This is a genomic window from Amycolatopsis sp. WQ 127309, from assembly GCF_023023025.1.
Lineage (GTDB): Bacteria > Actinomycetota > Actinomycetes > Mycobacteriales > Pseudonocardiaceae > Amycolatopsis.
This window is the reverse complement of record NZ_CP095481.1, coordinates 6,586,665-6,602,617: the sequence shown is the minus strand read 5'-3', so window position 1 is coordinate 6,602,617 and position 15,953 is coordinate 6,586,665. Positions and strand designations below refer to the sequence as shown.

The following is a 15,953-nucleotide window of genomic DNA, read 5'->3' as shown; positions in this document are numbered from 1 at the left end:
TGCCTACCATCATCCTCGCCACGCGGGTTGAAACGATTCATTTCGTCGGGGATCGACCGCCGCCCTGTCAACGGAGAGAGGAACGCGATGTCTTCGCGCCTGATGACGGCTTCGTTGGCCCTGCTGACCTTCCTGGTCCTGGGGGTGGCGCCCGTCGAGGCGGTTCCCGCGCTCGGCGACGTCCAGGCCGGTGGCCTGCAGGTCGAGCACCAGACCGACCCGCTCGGGGTCGACGTCGCCCGGCCGCGGTTCGGCTGGGCGCTGACCGCGAAGGACACCGCGCGTCAGTCGGCGTACCGGATCGTGGTGTCCACCGAGCCCAACGGGCCCGGGAACGTCTGGGACAGCGGCGAAGTGCGGTCGTCGCAGTCCTTCGACGTCACCTACGCCGGCCACGCCCTGAAGGCGCGGACCCGCTACTTCTGGCGCGTCCAGGTCTGGGACGCCGCCCGGCACGCTTCGCGGTGGAGTCCATCGGCGTCGTTCGAGACGGCGTTCCTGGCGCCGGGCGAGTTCCAAGGTGACTGGATCGGCGCGCAGACCACCGCGACGCCGCCGTCGCTGACCGGCGCGAGCTGGATCTGGTACCCCGAGGGGAATCCGGCCGACTCGGCACCCGTCGGCACGCGGTACTTCCGGCGCGCGTTCGACCTGCCCGCCGGCGACCGGATCACGTCGGCCCAGCTCGAGCTCACGGCCGACGACAGCTTCACCGTGTCCGTCAACGGACAGCAGGTCGCCGCCTCGCCGCACGTCGGCGACTCCTGGCGGACGGCGACCGTCGTCGACGTCTCGACGGCGCTGCGTCCCGGCCGCAACGTGATCGCGGCCGAGGCGACCAACGCCCAGCCCGGGCCGGCCGGCTTCCTCGGCAAGCTCCGGGTCGAAAGCTCGGGCGCCCCCTTCGAACTCGTCACCGACGCCTCCTGGAAGTCCGCGAACACCGCCGCGACCGGCTGGCAGCAACCGGACTTCGACGACGCGGCCTGGCCGCAGGCGCTGGTGGCCGCCGCGTACGGGTCCGGTCCGTGGGGCAGCTCGGTCTCCACGCCTCCCCCGCCGGAACCGCTGCTGCGCAACGAGTTCACCCTCACCAAGCCGATCAGGTCCGCGCGCGCGTACATCGCCGGTCTCGGGTACTACAAGCTCTACCTCAACGGCGCCAAGGTCGGGGACCACGAGCTCGACCCGGGGTTCACCGTCTACGACAAGACCGCGCTGTACACGACCTACGACGTCACCGCGGCCCTGCGCGCGGGCGGCAACGCGGTGGGCGTGAGCCTGGGCCGCGGGTACTACGCGATGACGAACCCCGACGAGTGGGTCGCTTCGCCGTGGCACAGCGAGCCCAAGCTGAAGCTCGAGCTCGACGTCACCTACCAGGACGGCAGCACCAAGCGGGTCACCAGCGACAACACCTGGAAGGTCGCCGACGGGCCGACGCGCACGGAGTCGCTCTGGTTCGGCGAGACCTACGACGCGCGGCTGGAGCGGCCGGGCTGGACCACCACCGGGTTCGACGCCACCGGCTGGCGGCCGGCACTGCCGGTGACCGGACCCGCCGGGACGCTGCGCGCGGAGGCGTTCCCACCCATCAAGGTGACCGACGACCTGCCGATCACCGCCGTCACCGCGCCGCGCGACGGCGTGCACGTCTACGACGTCGCCGGCCCGACCGCGGGCTGGGCGCGCGTCGGCCTGCGCGGGCCCGCCGGCGCCCAGGTGACGATCACCTACGGCGAGAAGCTGAACCCGGACGGCACGGTCGACAACGTCGGCGGGTTCGGCATGCAGCTGCAGTCCTACGCGTTCATCCTCAAGGGCGACGGGCTGGAGAGCTACCAGCCCAGCTACAGCTACGCGGGCTTCCGCTACGTCCAGGTCGCCGCGCCGGCGGGGGTCACCGTCGCCTCGGTCGACGCGGAGCGCGTCCACACGGCGGTCGCCACCACGGGCGACTTCACCAGCTCCAACCCGCTGCTCAACCGCTACGACGACGCCGAGGCGAACACGATCCTGAACAACCTGCACTCCGTCCCGACCGACACCCCGATGTACGAGAAGCGGCCCTACACCGCGGACGCGCACCTGTCGGCCGACTCGGCGATCGCCCACTTCGACATGCAGGACTTCTACGAGAACTGGATGCGCGAGCACCGCGACGACCAGAACCCGGACGGGTCGATCGGCCAGACCGTGCCCGCGACGGTCGGCGGCAAGCAGGTCAAGGACCCGGTCTGGTCGGCGAGCTTCGTCCTGATCACGTGGGACCTCTACTGGTACTACGGCGACACCCGCGCCCTCGCCGAGAACTACGACGCGATGAAGGCGTGGCTCGCCTTCTACGAGCAGGACATCGCGAAGACCGGGAACATCTACACCGGCTTCAGCTACGGCGACTGGCTCGCCCCCGGCGCCGCGAACCCGCCCGAGGGCACCCGGCTCTCCGGCACGGCCTACATCGACAAGACGGCCACGACCATGGCCAAGATCGCCCGCGCCCTGGGTCACGAAGCCGACGCCAAGCACTTCGACGCCTTCGCGGGCACAGTCGCGAACGCGCTCAACACGACGTTCCTCGACAAGGCGTCCGGCGCGTACTACGACGACCGCGCGGCCGGCTACCGCCAGACGTCGAACCTGCTGCCGCTGAGCCTCGGCATCGTCCCGGCGCCGAACCGCCCGGCCGTGGTCGCGAACCTCGTCAACGACGTCAAGACGCGCGGCGTCCACCTCAACACCGGGGCGCTGGGCACGAAGATCATCCTCCCGGCGCTCACCGACGCCGGGTACGGCGACCTCGCCTACCAGGTGGCGACGAACCCGACGTACCCCGGCTGGGGCTACTGGTTCACCGGTCTCGGCGCCACCACGATGTGGGAGGAGTGGCAGGCCACGTCGCGCTCGCACGACCACGCCTTCCTCGGCACCGTCGACGACTGGCTCTACCAGCGCGTCGCCGGGATCGAGCCGGCGGCGCCCGGCTACACGGCGGTCAAGATCCAGCCCCACCCGGTCGGCGACCTCACGACCGCGTCCGCCCACGTCGAGTCCCCGCTCGGCCAGGTGAGTTCGGCGTGGACCCGCGACCACGGCCGCTTCACCCTGCGCGCCGGAGTGCCGGTCGGAGCGACGGCCGAGATCTCGGTGCCGGCCCGCGACGCCCGCGCCGTCCAGGCACCCCCGGGCGCCCGGTTCGCGGGGACGCAGAACGGTTACGTCACCTACCGCGTCGGCTCGGGCGACTACGTCTTCCGCTCGACCGTGTGAGGACCGGCCGGGAACGGGTCAGCTGACCCCGTCACCCGCGTGACCCGGCCCGTCACCGACGTGATCAGGGCCGGAACTCGCGTGATCAGGGCCGTGACTCGCGTGATTGGGCCCGGAAGTCGCGAGTTCCGGCTTCGATCACGTGGGTTACGGGCTCGGTCACGTGAGTTACGGGCTCAGCGCAGCGTGCCGGTGGCGGTTTGCCGTCCGTGGCGGTCGCGGACGGCCGTCGTGACGCCGTCCGCCGCGATGTCGGCGCGGGCGATCAGGCCCTGGTGGTCGAACAGCGGCGAGACAAGGCGGTAGTCGAAGGTCCGGTCGCCCTTGCGGCCCATCGCGCGGGCGGCTTCCGCCATCGCCAGGGCCTGGAGCGGGCCGTGGGTGAGCAGGCCCGGATAGCCCTCGACGTCGCGGCTGTAGTCGCGGTCGTAGTGGATGCGGTGGGCGTTGTAGGTCAGGGCGGAGAAGCGGAACAGCAGCGTCGGCGTCACGTCGAGCGCCCGGTCGCCGGCGGCGGGCGGGACGACCGGGCCGTCTTCGGGCAGGCTCGGTAGGCCGGCTTCGCGGTAGACGACGTCCTGCCGCTCGTCGACCACGACCTGCCCGCGCTGCGAGATCCGGTGCGCGACGACGACGAACGTCAGCGCACCCGACCGGCCGTGTTTCTCCGTCTTGGACAGGACTTCCGAGTGCCGGGTCGCGGGTTCGCCGCAGCGCAGCGCCCCGGACGTCCGGACCCGGCCGCCCGCCCACATGCGACGTCGTCCCGGTCCCGACGGGGCGAGGACCCCGCCGCGCACCGGGTGCCCGTCAGGGCCGAGATCCGCCTGAGCGGGGCGCTCCAGCAGGTACAACCAGTGCCACAGCAACGGAAGCCCGGCCTCGACGTCCGGCAGCGGCACCCCGAGCAACGCGGCGAGCGCCTCGGCCGGTTCCGGCTGGATCAACTCCATGTGTCTCCTTCCGCGCGAGGGTTCAGGACAGGATCGGGTGCCGCTTGACGAGCTGGCGCGCGATCACGTTCCGCTGGATCTCGTTGGTGCCCTCGCCGACGATCATCAGCGGCGCGTCGCGGAAGTACCGCTCGACGTCGAACTCGGTGGAATAGCCGTACCCGCCGTGGATCCGCACCGCGTCGAGGGCGATCTCCATGGCCGTCTCCGACGCGAACAGCTTCGCCATCCCGGCTTCCAGGTCGGCGCGCTCGCCGGAGTCGTACCGGCGGGCGGCGTGGTGCACCAGCTGGCGCGCGGCCTCGAGCTTGGTGGCCATGTCCGCCAGGAGGTTGCCGACGGACTGGTGCTGCCAGATCGGCTTGCCGAAACTCTCGCGTTCCTGGGCGTAGCGCAGGGAGTCTTCGAGGGCGGCGCGCCCGACACCCAGCGCCCGGCAGGCGACCTGGATGCGGCCGATCTCCAGCCCTCGCATCATCTGCGTGAACCCGCGGCCTTCCGTCCCGCCGAGCAGCGCCGTCGCCGGGACGCGGTAGTCGTCGAAGGCCAGTTCGCAGCTCTCGACGCCCTTGTAGCCCAGCTTCGGCAGGTCGCGCGAGACGTGGAAGCCGGGGCCGGGCTCGGCGAGCAGGATGCTGATGCCGCTGTGCGCCGGGTCCGCCGCGGGATCGGTCTTGCACAGCAGGGCGATGAGCTGGGAGCGGCGGGCGTTCGTGATCCACGTCTTCGCGCCGTCGACGACGTAGGCGTCGCCGTCGCGGCGGGCGGTGGTGCGCAGAGCCTGCAGGTCGGAGCCGCCGCCGGGTTCGGTCAGGGCCATCGTCGCGCGGATCTCGCCGGTCGCCATCTTCGGCAGGTAGGCGTCCCGCTGCTCCGGCGTCCCGTGGTCGAGCAGCAGCTTCGCCACGACGGTGTGCCCGCCCATCGCGCCGGCCAGGCTCATCCAGCCGCGGGCGAGCTCCTCGGTGACGGCGGCGTAGCACCGCGCGGACACGTGCGCCTCGCCCCACGGCCCGGGGATCGCGAGGCCGAAGATGCCCATCGCCTTCATCTGCTCGATGAGCTGCTCCGGGTAGACGTCGCCGTGGTCGAGCTCCCGCGCCACGGGCCGCACTTCGCGGTCGACGAACTCCCCCACCAGCGCGACGATCGCCACTTCCTCTTCGGTGAGCCCGTCCATGACGACTTCCTCTCTGTGGCCGGCCTGCCAGGTAATGGTGGCCCAGCCGGCGGGTGAACGTGCACCAGCCGCCCGTTCCGCGGCGGCGGGGTGCTCCCGCCGGGGATCAGCGCGTAGACCCGGGCCACACCCACGAAGATCCACCTGTATCGTGAATCAAGCAGTTGCTTTAAACGCTGGAAGGGGACCCATGACCGGCTTCCGGGCTCGGCGGCTGACCCGGCCCGCACCCCTGCGGGGGTCGAACGGCATCGCCTTCGGGCCGGATGGGCGCCTGTACGCGGCGCAGTTCCTGGCCGGGCAGATCAGCGCCGTCGACCTCGCCTCCGGTGACGTCGAGGTGATCGTGCCGGCCGGCGGGCCGGTGCAAGCGCCCGACGACCTCGCCTTCGGCGCGGACGGCTCGATGTACGTCACCGACCTGGTCCCCGGCCGGGTCTGGCGACGCCGGCCCGACGGCACGTTCAGCCTGGTCACCGACCAGGTGCGGCTGCCCAACGGGATCGCCTGCGTCGGCGACCGGCTGTTCGTCAACGAGATGATCCCGGGCGGGCGCCTGCTGGAGCTGCGCGACGACGGGCCCGTGGTGCTCACCGGCGGGCTCGCCATGGGCAACGCCATGCAGCTCGGCCCGGACGGCCACCTCTACTACCCGCACATGATGACCGGCGAGGTCTTCCGGATCCCGCCCGACGGCGGCGAGCCGGAGCTCGTCGCCGCGAACGTGCACGAGCCCGTCGCCGTCCGCTTCGACCAGGCCGGCGTGCTGCTGGTGCTCTCCCGTGGTGTCGCCGGCATCGTCACCCGCGTCGACCTGCACGGCGCCGGCACCGAATCCCTCGTCACCAGCGGGATTCCCGGGCTCGACAACGCCGCGTTCGACGACGGGAACCGGATGTACGTCTCCAGCTACACCGGCGGCGGCATCACCGAGCTGCACCCCGACGGGCGCACCCGTGAGATCACGCCCCGCGGCCTCGCCGGCCCGTTCGGGGTGACGATCGACCTCGGCGGCGGCGTGCACACCGCCGACCACTACCGCGTCGCCCGCCCGCGCACGCCGGACGACGACGTCGCCACCACCGGGCTGCTCACCTTCGCCCACGGCATCACCGCCGACGGCGACCTGCTCCACCTCACCTCGCAGTACGGCCAGGTCCGGACGTACGACCGGACGACGCGGGCCGTGCGCACCCGGGCGTCCGGGCTGGACCAGCCGCTGGGGATCGCGCTGCGCCAGGACGGCGTGCTCGTGGTCGCCGAGGCCGGGGCCGGGCGGGTGCGGACCATCGACGCCGACGACACCGTCGGCGTGCTCGCCGAGGGACTCGGCCGCCCGGTCGACGTCGCGGTGGCCGGCGACGGGCGCTGGTACGTCAGCGACGAGGACCGCGGCGCGGTGTACCGGCTCGACGGGGAGACGCCGGCCGTGCTCGCCGACGGGCTCGACCGTCCACAGGGGATCGTCGTGAGCGACGGCCGGTTGTTCGTCGCCGAAACCGGGCGGAACCAGGTCATCGAGATCGACCTGGTGACCGGGGAAAGCCGGACCGTGGCGGACCTTCCCGGGACCGGACCGTCCACAAGGGACCAACCCGCGCTGTTCACCCACGGCATGCCCGGCGTGCCGCGGCCGTTCGCCGGCCTCGCCGCGGCGGCCGACCACAGCCTCTACCTCGCCGCCGACGGCGTTCTCCTGCACCTCACCCCCGCGGAAACGCCGTGACCGCGCCGGGACGCCGGCAGATCCTCCAGGCGCTCACCGGCCTGCTGCTCGCCCTGTTCGTCTCGACGCTGAGCAGCACCGTGGTCGCCACCGCGCTGCCCCGGATGCTGCGCGACCTGCACGGCTCGCCCACCCAGTACGCCTGGGTCGTCACCGCGACCCTGCTCGCCGCCACCGCCGCGACGCCGATCTGGGGCAAGCTCGCCGACCTCTACAGCAAGAAGACCCTCATCCAGCTCACCGCCGGCGTGTTCATCGCCGGTTCGATCGCCGCGGGCCTGGCCCAGGACGCGGGGCAGCTGATCGGCGCCCGCGCGCTGCAGGGCATCGGCGTCGGTGGCCTGCAGTCGCTGGTGCAGATCGCCATCGCCACGATGATCCCGCCCCGCGAACGCGGCCGGTACGCCGGTTACCAGAGCAGCGTCACGGCGTTGTCCACGATCGGCGGGCCGCTGCTGGGCGGCTACCTCGTCGACACGTCGTGGCTGGGCTGGCGGTGGTGCTTCTTCATCGGCGTGCCCTTCGCGGTCGTCGCCATGATCCTGCTGCAGCTGACCTTGCGCCTGCCCGTCGTGCGTCGCGACAACGTCCGCATCGACTACTGGGGCGCGACCCTGATCACCGGCGGGGTGAGCCTGCTGCTGATCTGGGTGTCGTTCGCCGGCGACTCGTTCGCCTGGGTCTCGTGGCCGAGCGCCGTGATGGTCGGTGGCACCCTGGTGCTGCTCGCGCTGGCCGTCCGGGTCGAGCTGCGCGCCGCCGAACCCGTGGTGCCGCCCCGCATCATCCGGCAGCGCACCACCGCGCTGGCCGTGCTCGGCAGCCTCGCCGCCGGCACCGCGATGTACGGCGCCGCCGTCTTCCTCAGCCAGTACTTCCAGGTCAGCCGCGGGCACTCCCCCACCGAGGCCGGGCTGCTGACCATCCCGATGATGGCGGGCATCCTGGTCTTCTCGATCGTCGCCGGCCGCCGGATCAGCCGCACCGGCCGGCTGAAGCCGTTCCTCGTCACCGGTGCCGTCAGTCTCGCCGCCGGGTTCGCCGGGCTGGGGCTCATCGACGAGCACACGCCGCTGGTCCTCATCGGCGTGGCCATGCTCCTGATCGGCGCCGGGGTCGGCATGACGTTGCAGAACTTCGTCCTCGTCGTGCAGAACGTCGTGCCGCTGCAGGACATCGGCGCGGCGAGCGCCACCGTGTCGTTCTTCCGGTCGCTGGGCGGCACGATCGGCGTCGCCGTGCTCGGCGCGATCCTCGCCCACCAGGTCGCCGGCAGCACAGCCGAAGGTGTCCCGGCGCCGGCCGCCTACGGGGCCGCCACCGGGCACATCTTCGCCATCTCCGCGGGCGTCGCGCTGCTGGGCGTGCTCGCGGCGGTCCTGCTCAAGCCGGTTGTGCTGCGCACCAGCCTGGACGTGCCCGCCCCGGCGAAGGACTCGTCCACGACCGGGTGACGTAAACGTTTGCGGGCCCAGCCGGGTTCACGCCGGCCGGGCCCGCAAACGCGTCGATCAGGAGGTTTCCGCCGCGCAGGACGTGTCGTGCGCCGGGCGCTCGCCCGTGACCAGGAAGTCGGTCACCGCGGTGTTGCCGCACTTGTTCGGGGCGACCACGTAAGCGCCGTGGCCACCCTGGTCGATGGTGACCATCCGGGCCCGGTCACCGAACGCCGCGCGCAGCTTGCGGGCGTTCACCAGCGGGGTGCCCGGGTCGCGCCGGTTCTGCACCAGCAGGACGTTCGACGGCCCGTTCCCGGTGATCCGCACCTTCGGCTCCGCCGCCGGGGCCTGCCAGTACGCGCACGCCGAGATGTTCGCCGAAGCCGCGCCGAGCATCGGGTAGCGGACCCGGTCGACCGCGACGTCACGCTGGTAGCCCGCCACCGACTTCGGCCAGACCGAGTCGGTGCAGATGACGGCGAACCGGGCGGCGAAGGCGTTCTCCGTGGCGGCCTCCCCGGCCAGCGTCGGCACCTTGCCCTGGTCCAGCGACTGCCACGCGGCCGCCAGCATGGGGAACGAGGTGTCGCCGTAGGTGAAGCTGAAGTTCAGCCCGCGGAAGATCCCGCCGGTGAACTCGCCGACCGGCTTCTTGTCCAAGCGGGCGGCCAGGTCGTAGAACTTCGCCGTCACCTGGGCGGGCGTGGAGCCCAGCCCGTACTCCGGGTGCGCCGCGGCGAACTTCGCGAAGTCCGGGAACCGGTCTTCCAGGCCCCGGCCGAACGCCCGCATCGCGTCGACGTCGTAGCCGTCCGGCCCGAGGTTGCTGTCCAGCACGATCCGGTCGCTGCGCCGCGGGAACATCGTCGTGTACACCGCGCCCAGGTACGTGCCGTACGAGCCGCCCAGGTAGGAAACCTGGGTCTCGCCCAGCGCCTCGCGGATGCGGTCCATGTCCCGCGCGGTGTTCGCCGTGGTCACGTGCGGCAGCATCCACCCGGTCTTCGAGGTCGCGCACTGCTCGGCTTCCGCCTTCGCGACCTGCGCCTGCTTCACGACGTCGGCCGCGTCCTTCGCGTAGGGCAGGTTGCCGATCGCCTGCTGCTCCGGCGTCAGGTCGCAGGTCACCGGCGTGCTGTGCCCGACGCCGCGCGGGTCGAACCCGATCACGTCGTACGCGTCGCGCACGCTCTGCGGCAGCGGGGCCGGCAATCCCCGGAGTGTCATCAGCTGCGGGTAGTCCCAGCCCCCGACGCCGGGCCCGCCCGGGTTCGTCAGCAGCACCCCGCGCCGCTTCTCCGGGTTCTTGCTCGGCATCTTCGAAACCAGGAGGTCGATCTGGCGCCCGCCCGGGTCCCGGTAGTCCAGCGGCACCTTCAGCGTCGTGCACTGCAGGTCCGGGGTGGGGAACGTGGTGGCCGGACAGGTTCCCCACTTCAGGGTGGCCGGCGGCGACGGCGCGGCGGACGCGCTCGGCACCAGGGCCGTCGCGGCGACCGCGGCGATCGCCGCGGCCAGCAAGAACTTCTTCATCGGTGTCCCTTCTCGTGGCGCCCCCTCGGCGCCAGGCGATGGTCGAATCCCATCGCGGACAGGGCTCACCGAACAGTGCGAAGGCATCACCAGCGCACGTGACGTGACGTCACTGGTGGCGTTGCCTCGAGTGCGGGACGCTGGGCCCGGCCGCGGTGTGCACGCCGACCGCGTCCGACAGCCGCGCGTAGACGGGGACACGCACGTCGAGGGCGAACAGGCGCAGCACCCGGTTGACGGAGAAGGAGCGCGTCACGAGGGCGATCCGGCGCTGTTCGGCCCGGGCGCGGGCCGCGGCGCCTTCCAGGACGCGCACGCCGGCGATGCCCAGGACGGGGACGTCCGACAGGTCGACCACCGTCGTCGCGGGCAGGTCCCGCCAGAGAGCGCGCTGCAGCAGCCACGCCGTGGTCCCGTCGAGGATGCCGGCCGCGGCGACCACCAGCACCCCGGCCCCGGCTTCGCTCTGGCGCACCAGCAGCCGCGGCCCGGCGGGCCGAGGCTCCCGATCGGCAGGCGTTCCAGGGAATGGCTGTGCAGGAATCATGGCGCGGTCTCCCGGAGGCGTGGACAGAACCGTCCGCGCGGGGCCTGGGCGCCGACCTTCACTCTCCCGCCACCGTAATGCCCGCGACGGCGCGTCACAAACGCTGACGACGGGTGAGCGGCCAGGTCAACCCGTGCGGCCGACACGGTTCGCCCGGTCGGCTGACGCCCGTGACCGTACGGTGATGCGCCGGCCGGTCCCGGTAGCCGTGATCACCACGCCTCGAACACTGTCCTAAGTGGACTAGTGCGCCACGCGGAGCGGTGCGCTGACGTCGTGCAGGTACCGCAGGACGTAGTAGTACGTTTTGAACAACCCGCACTGGGCGTAGTCGATCCCGTGGTCGTCGCAGAACTTCCGCACCAGCGGCTGCGCGCGGCGCAGGTTGACCCGCGGCATGCTCGGGAACAGGTGGTGCTCGATCTGGTAGTTCAACCCGCCGAGGGTGAAGTCCACCCACGGGCCGCCGCGGACGTTGCGGCTGGTGAGCACCTGCTTGCGCAGGAAGTCGAGCTTCGTCTTGTCGGTGTAGGTGGGCATCCCCTTGTGGCCCGGCGCGAACGAGCAGCCCATGTACACGCCCCACAGCCCTTGGTGCACGGCGATGAACGCCAGCGCCACCGGCGGGGACAGCACCACGAACACCGCACCGAGGTAGCCGCCGATGTGGGCGAAGAGCAACACCGCTTCGAGCCGGCGGTGCTTGACCTCGTCGTCGCGCACGGCCTGGATGCCGGCCCAGTGCAGGCTCAGCCCTTCCAGCAGCAGCAACGGGAAGAACAGGAACGCCTGGTACTTCGACGTCCAGCGCACGAGCCCGCGCTTGTTACCCGTCTGCCCGCGGGTGAAGGCGAGCAGCGGGATGTCGATGTCGGGGTCCTCGTCCTCGTGGTTGGGGCCGGCGTGGTGGCGGGTGTGCTTGCCCATCCACCAGCCGTAGCTCATGCCGACGATCCCGCCGAGGGCGTAACCCAGCCGGTCGTTGGCCCGGCCGGTGCGGAAGATCTGGTTGTGCCCCGCGTCGTGGCCGAGGAACGCGATCTGGGCGAACATCACGGCGAAGAACACCGCGGTCGCCAGCTGCCACCACGAGTCGCCCAGCAGCACGAACGCCACGCAGCCGCCCGCAAAGGCGAGCAGTGTGAGGCTGATTTTCACCGCGTAGTAACCGTAACGCCGGTCGAGCAGCCCTTCGCTGCGCACCAGGCGGCCGAGATCACCGAAGTCGTTGCGCGACGTCGCGCGCGCGCCGGCCTCGGCGCTCGTCGGAGACGTAGTCATGTGTTTCCTTCCCAGTCCTGCGGCGCCGAGGACCGGGGCGACGACTTGCCTACCCGCGGCGGATTCCCGGACGCGGCTCGCGCTAAACAAGATCACGCTGTGCCGCGCCTCTCCGGTCCCGTTTATCGGGGAACCGTCCGGGTAGCCGACAGCACTACAGACCGATGTCCGCGTCGGTGCCGCCGAGGCACGGATTTGCCTCTACCCCCGGAGGTTCGCATGACCCAGGACCACGACCAGTCACCGCCGCAGCAGGACAGCGAGTCGCCCCCGACGCCGGAAGCGGCGGAGGACGAAGCTCGCGAGGCGGCCGCTCCCCCGGTTCCGCCCGTGGCGCCCTACTCGGCCGCGCCGCCGCCCTCGGCGCCGCCCGTGGCACCGGCCGCGACGCCACCCGTCGCGCCTTACTCGGCTGCGGCCGGACCGGGCGGGTTCGCCGCACCGCAGCCGCCGGAACCGCCGGAACATTCCTGACCCACGGCCCGGGGCCGCGTCACTCGCCCATCACCAGGCCTTCGATCGTGTGCTTCTGGGTGATGGGCGTCAGGGTGCCGACGATCGGGCAGCGCAGGTGGGCGCGCAGGGACGCCGGCAGCGACGCCCAGTACCCGCGCGTCACGGCGGTGTCGTGGTGGGCGTCGTGGCCCGCGCCCGGCGCGTCGAGGCCCAGCACGAGGACCGGACGGGCCTTCTTCGACCGGTTCGCGGTGCCGCGGTGGACGGTCAGCGCCGACCGGATCGAGATGTCGCCCATCTTCGGGAACTTGCGCGTCGCGCGCTCCCGGTAGCGCGGGTAGGTCTCACGCGCCGGGAACATGCCGTGCTCGAACGCGCCGCCGTCGTCCCGGTGCGTGCCGGGGGCGATCTCGAACGGCCCCATGTCCGGTTCGGTGTCGACGGCGGTGACGTTGACGGCGAGCGAGGTCAACGCGGTCCCCTCCGGGGCCGGGAAGTCGCGGTGCCACGGCTGGTCGGCCGCGCCGGCCAGCGGGACGTCGAAGCCGACCTCGACGATCCGGTACTCCGGGCCCAGCACCGCCTCGGCGATCGCGGTGATCCACGGGTGGGTGGCCAGGTCGGCGAACCCGCGCAGCTGCTCCGGGTGGATCTCGACGTAGAAGCGGTTCGGGCCGCGGCCGACGGCACCGCCGCGCCGGGCGCGGGCCTCGGCGAACGCGGTGTCGATGTCCTCGCCGAGCCGCGTCACCCAGTCGCGGGTGAAGGCGCCCGGGAGGCCGATGATGCCGTCCTCGTGCAGGCGCTCGGTGTGGGACTCGACTTCGGTGGCGGTGAACGGGGTCATCGGGGCCTCCTCACGGCGTGGCACTCAGTTTGCAACGTGGCATGCCACGTTGCAAGGGTTAAGGTATGAGGATGAGCCCGAAGCTGCGTGACGTGGCCGAGCACGCCGGGGTGTCGGTGCGGACGGTGTCCAACGTCGTCAACGGGTTCCGCTACGTCGCCCCGGCGACCCGGGAGCGGGTGCAGGCGAGCATCGACGCGCTCGGCTACCTGCCGAACCTGGCCGCCCGGACGCTGCGCCGCGGCCGCACCGGCCTGGTGGCGCTGGTGATCCCCGAGATCGACTCGCCGTACTTCGCCGAGCTGGCCGCGCGGACCGTGCGCATCGCCGGCGCCCGGGGGCTGACGGTGCTCATCGACCAGACCGACGGCGACGCCGAGCGCGAGAAGCAGCTGCTGCACGGCAAGCGGAGCCAGCTCGTCGACGGCGTGCTGTTCAGCCCGTGGGCGGTGGCGCCCGCGGAGCTGGCCGCCCGCACCGACACGGTTCCCCTGGTGCTGCTGGGCGAGCACGACGGCACGGCGGGCGTCGACCACGTCGCGATCGACAACGTCGCGGCCGCGCGCGAGGCGACCGGGCACCTGCTGGCGTCGGGACGCCGGCGCGTCGCGGCGGTCGGCATCCAGCCGGAGTCCCTGAACGCGACCGCCCGCCAGCGGCTCGCGGGCTACCGGGCCGCGCTGGCCGGCGCGGGTCTGCCGGCCGACCCGGAGCTGGAGGTGCCGGTCCCGCGGCTGCACCGCGCCGACGGCCACCGCGCGATGCTGCGGCTGCTGGACCTGCCGCAGCCCCCGGACGCGGTGTTCTGCTTCACCGACGAACTGGCGCTGGGCGCCCTGCGCGCGGCGGCCGACCGGGGCGTCGCGGTGCCGGATTCCCTGGCGCTGGTGGGGTTCGACGACATCGAGGACGGCCGCTACAGCGTCCCGTCGCTCACGACGGTGGCCCCGGACAAGGACCGCATCGCCGAGCTGGCCCTGGACCGCCTCACCCGGCAGGCGGGCGCGGCGGAACCACCGCGGTCGATCATCGCGCCGCACCGCCTGGTCGTGCGCGGCACGAGCTGACCGGCCGCGGGGACCGGTCGATCGGCGCGCCCCACCAACTGACCGAGCGCGGCACGAACCGACCGGCCCGGCCGGTCCACTGTGGATGGTCGGGACAGCCGCGCTCCGCAGGCGGACATCCGGCCCACGCGGCCGGACGGCCGAGACCTACGCTCGCCGGCCGCGGGGACCGGTCCCCGCAGCGGCGGGATACAACCTGCCGATTGATCCACCGCGCGGTGCGCGACCCGGGCAAGACCGTAAGGAAGCAGCACATGACTCATCTCGCCCGCCGGATGTTCGAGCTCCTCGAGCCGATCTGCCTGGTCACCTTCTTCGCCGACGAGAGCAACGAGGAGCAGGCCGCGCTCGGCCACCGCACCTACTGGGACGGTTACTTCGCCGGCCGGGCCGCGCCGCTGGGGCGGGTGCCGGCGCAGGTCGTGCACGCGGCGTTCTACAACTTCGCCGACGGCGAGGCCGCGCGGCACATCCCGAGCGCGTGGGAGACGATCCCGCCCGAGGCGTCGCTCGCCGCGCGGGAGCGGGGCAGCGCGGCGTCCCTGCGGCGGATCCTCGGCGACGAGCTGGCCGGCTCCCCGGGCCTGGTGCGCGCCGCCGACCTGATGACCAAGGCCGCGACGAGCGCGCCCACCGCGGGCCGGGTGATGTACGCCGGGATGCGCACCGTCGCGGTGCCGGGCGACCCGGTCGCCCGGCTGTGGCACTCCGCGACCATGCTTCGCGAGCACCGCGGTGACGGGCACATCGCCGCGCTCGTCGGCGCGGGCATCGGCGGCACGGAGTCGCACGTGCTCAGCGCGCTGGACATGGACATCCACCCGGCGGAGTCGTTCGGGCGCATCCACCACCTGCCGAAGGAGCGGCTGGCCGAGGTCATGGCGGGCTTGCGCAAGCGCGGGCTGGTCGACGCCGAGGGCCGGTTCACCGACGCGGGCCGCGAGACCAAGTACCGCATCGAAGCCCTGACCGACGCTCTCGCCGCCCCGCCGTACGAAGCCCTGTCCCCCGCCGAACTCGACGAGCTGATCACCGAACTGGAACCCATCACCGCGCGGCTGGTGGCCACGGGATCCCAGTGACGACAGGGTTTCAGCCGACGACGACCGGGACGTCGGTCAGCGCCCGGATCGCCGCGGCGATCTCTTCGGGCGACGCGTCGACGGTGTTGGTGAACACGACGAAGGAACTGCCGTAGCGCTTCGCGTGCGATTGCGCGAATCGGTTGGACGTCGTGCTGCGCCGGGACATCGCGTCGAAGACCGCGATCGCGGGCACTGTCGCCCGGTCGCGGGGCACGAACGCCACCACCCGGCCCGGGGCCGGGGCCGGGAAGAACAGCCAGCGGGGCTTGAGCCGGCTGATCCGCACCTCCGCGAGCGCCGGCCACGGCACCGTGGCGAACCCCCGCGCTTCGACGCCGTCCGGGCCGCACCGCAGCTGCCACGGCTTGCCGCGGGTCCGCACCAGCGAAACCCCGCTCAGAGCCAGCGCCACGACGAACACCGCGGGACACGCGATCGCCAGCCACGGTGCCAGCAGGCCGCGCAGCGCGATGAAGACCTCGAACGCGAGGAACACGATCAGCAGGCCGAGGGACGGCAACTGTCCCTTGATCGACGGTCTCAGCAGCAATTCCCGCGACTCCCCCATG

At 72.2% G+C, this 15,953-nt stretch carries 13 protein-coding genes; 6 read left to right on the top strand and 7 right to left on the bottom strand.

What is annotated here, in order from left to right; all coding sequences use genetic code 11:
* The first annotated feature begins 102 nt into the window (after nucleotides 1-102).
* On the top strand, nucleotides 103-3,270 hold the full coding sequence (locus MUY22_RS29985; protein ID WP_247050096.1) for a family 78 glycoside hydrolase catalytic domain: 3,168 nt from the start codon (nucleotides 103-105) through the stop codon (nucleotides 3,268-3,270).
* A gap of 176 nt (nucleotides 3,271-3,446) precedes the next feature.
* On the opposite strand, the gene MUY22_RS29980 is transcribed toward MUY22_RS29985, so the two are convergent.
* Nucleotides 3,447-4,223 carry a MaoC family dehydratase N-terminal domain-containing protein gene (locus MUY22_RS29980; protein WP_247050094.1) on the bottom strand — a complete coding sequence of 259 codons (777 nt, stop codon included), beginning with the start codon at nucleotides 4,221-4,223 and terminating at the stop codon, nucleotides 3,447-3,449.
* Nucleotides 4,224-4,245: 22 nt separating this feature from the next.
* A complete protein-coding gene (locus MUY22_RS29975) occupies nucleotides 4,246-5,403 on the bottom strand; it encodes an acyl-CoA dehydrogenase family protein (RefSeq protein WP_247050092.1) in 1,158 nt (385 codons plus the stop codon).
* 190 nt (nucleotides 5,404-5,593) lie between these two features.
* On the opposite strand from MUY22_RS29975, the gene MUY22_RS29970 reads away from it, so the two are divergent.
* The gene (locus tag MUY22_RS29970; RefSeq protein WP_247050090.1) at nucleotides 5,594-7,129 is read left to right on the top strand and encodes a hypothetical protein; all 1,536 of its coding nucleotides are present in this window, start codon (nucleotides 5,594-5,596) and stop codon (nucleotides 7,127-7,129) included.
* The gene (locus MUY22_RS29965; protein ID WP_247050088.1) at nucleotides 7,126-8,583 is read left to right on the top strand and encodes an MDR family MFS transporter; all 1,458 of its coding nucleotides are present in this window, start codon (nucleotides 7,126-7,128) and stop codon (nucleotides 8,581-8,583) included. Before MUY22_RS29970 ends, MUY22_RS29965 begins: the two co-directional genes overlap by 4 nt.
* Nucleotides 8,584-8,640: 57 nt before the next feature.
* Here the strand turns inward: MUY22_RS29965 and MUY22_RS29960 are convergent, their stop codons facing one another.
* The 3 genes from MUY22_RS29960 to MUY22_RS29950 all read right to left on the bottom strand — a co-directional run bounded on the left by MUY22_RS29960 (nucleotide 8,641) and on the right by MUY22_RS29950 (nucleotide 11,929).
* Entirely contained in the window at nucleotides 8,641-10,101 is a 1,461-nt protein-coding gene (locus tag MUY22_RS29960) for an alpha/beta hydrolase (RefSeq protein ID WP_247050087.1), read from the bottom strand.
* Between the two features lie 109 nt (nucleotides 10,102-10,210).
* Nucleotides 10,211-10,576 (bottom strand): STAS domain-containing protein, encoded by a 366-nt coding sequence (locus MUY22_RS29955; protein WP_247050085.1) that lies wholly within the window; start codon nucleotides 10,574-10,576, stop codon nucleotides 10,211-10,213.
* 315 nt (nucleotides 10,577-10,891) lie between these two features.
* On the bottom strand, nucleotides 10,892-11,929 hold the full coding sequence (locus tag MUY22_RS29950; RefSeq protein WP_247050083.1) for an acyl-CoA desaturase: 1,038 nt from the start codon (nucleotides 11,927-11,929) through the stop codon (nucleotides 10,892-10,894).
* Between the two features lie 219 nt (nucleotides 11,930-12,148).
* Here MUY22_RS29950 and MUY22_RS29945 point away from each other — a divergent pair, with 219 nt between their 5' ends.
* The gene (locus MUY22_RS29945; protein WP_247050081.1) at nucleotides 12,149-12,403 is read left to right on the top strand and encodes a hypothetical protein; all 255 of its coding nucleotides are present in this window, start codon (nucleotides 12,149-12,151) and stop codon (nucleotides 12,401-12,403) included.
* Nucleotides 12,404-12,422: 19 nt separating this feature from the next.
* On the opposite strand, the gene MUY22_RS29940 is transcribed toward MUY22_RS29945, so the two are convergent.
* Nucleotides 12,423-13,232, bottom strand: coding sequence for a phytanoyl-CoA dioxygenase family protein (locus MUY22_RS29940; protein ID WP_247050080.1), 810 nt, complete (start codon nucleotides 13,230-13,232; stop codon nucleotides 12,423-12,425).
* A 71-nt stretch (nucleotides 13,233-13,303) separates the two neighbouring features.
* On the opposite strand from MUY22_RS29940, the gene MUY22_RS29935 reads away from it, so the two are divergent.
* Both MUY22_RS29935 and MUY22_RS29930 read left to right on the top strand, forming a co-directional pair.
* Entirely contained in the window at nucleotides 13,304-14,299 is a 996-nt protein-coding gene (locus tag MUY22_RS29935; RefSeq protein ID WP_247050077.1) for a LacI family DNA-binding transcriptional regulator, read from the top strand.
* A 254-nt stretch (nucleotides 14,300-14,553) separates the two neighbouring features.
* Entirely contained in the window at nucleotides 14,554-15,381 is an 828-nt protein-coding gene (locus MUY22_RS29930) for a MarR family transcriptional regulator (protein ID WP_247050075.1), read from the top strand.
* A gap of 10 nt (nucleotides 15,382-15,391) precedes the next feature.
* Here MUY22_RS29930 and MUY22_RS29925 read toward each other — a convergent pair whose 3' ends face one another.
* Nucleotides 15,392-15,952, bottom strand: a complete 561-nt coding sequence (locus MUY22_RS29925; protein WP_247050073.1) for a hypothetical protein — start codon at nucleotides 15,950-15,952, stop codon at nucleotides 15,392-15,394.
* Between the last annotated feature and the right edge of the window lies 1 nt (nucleotide 15,953).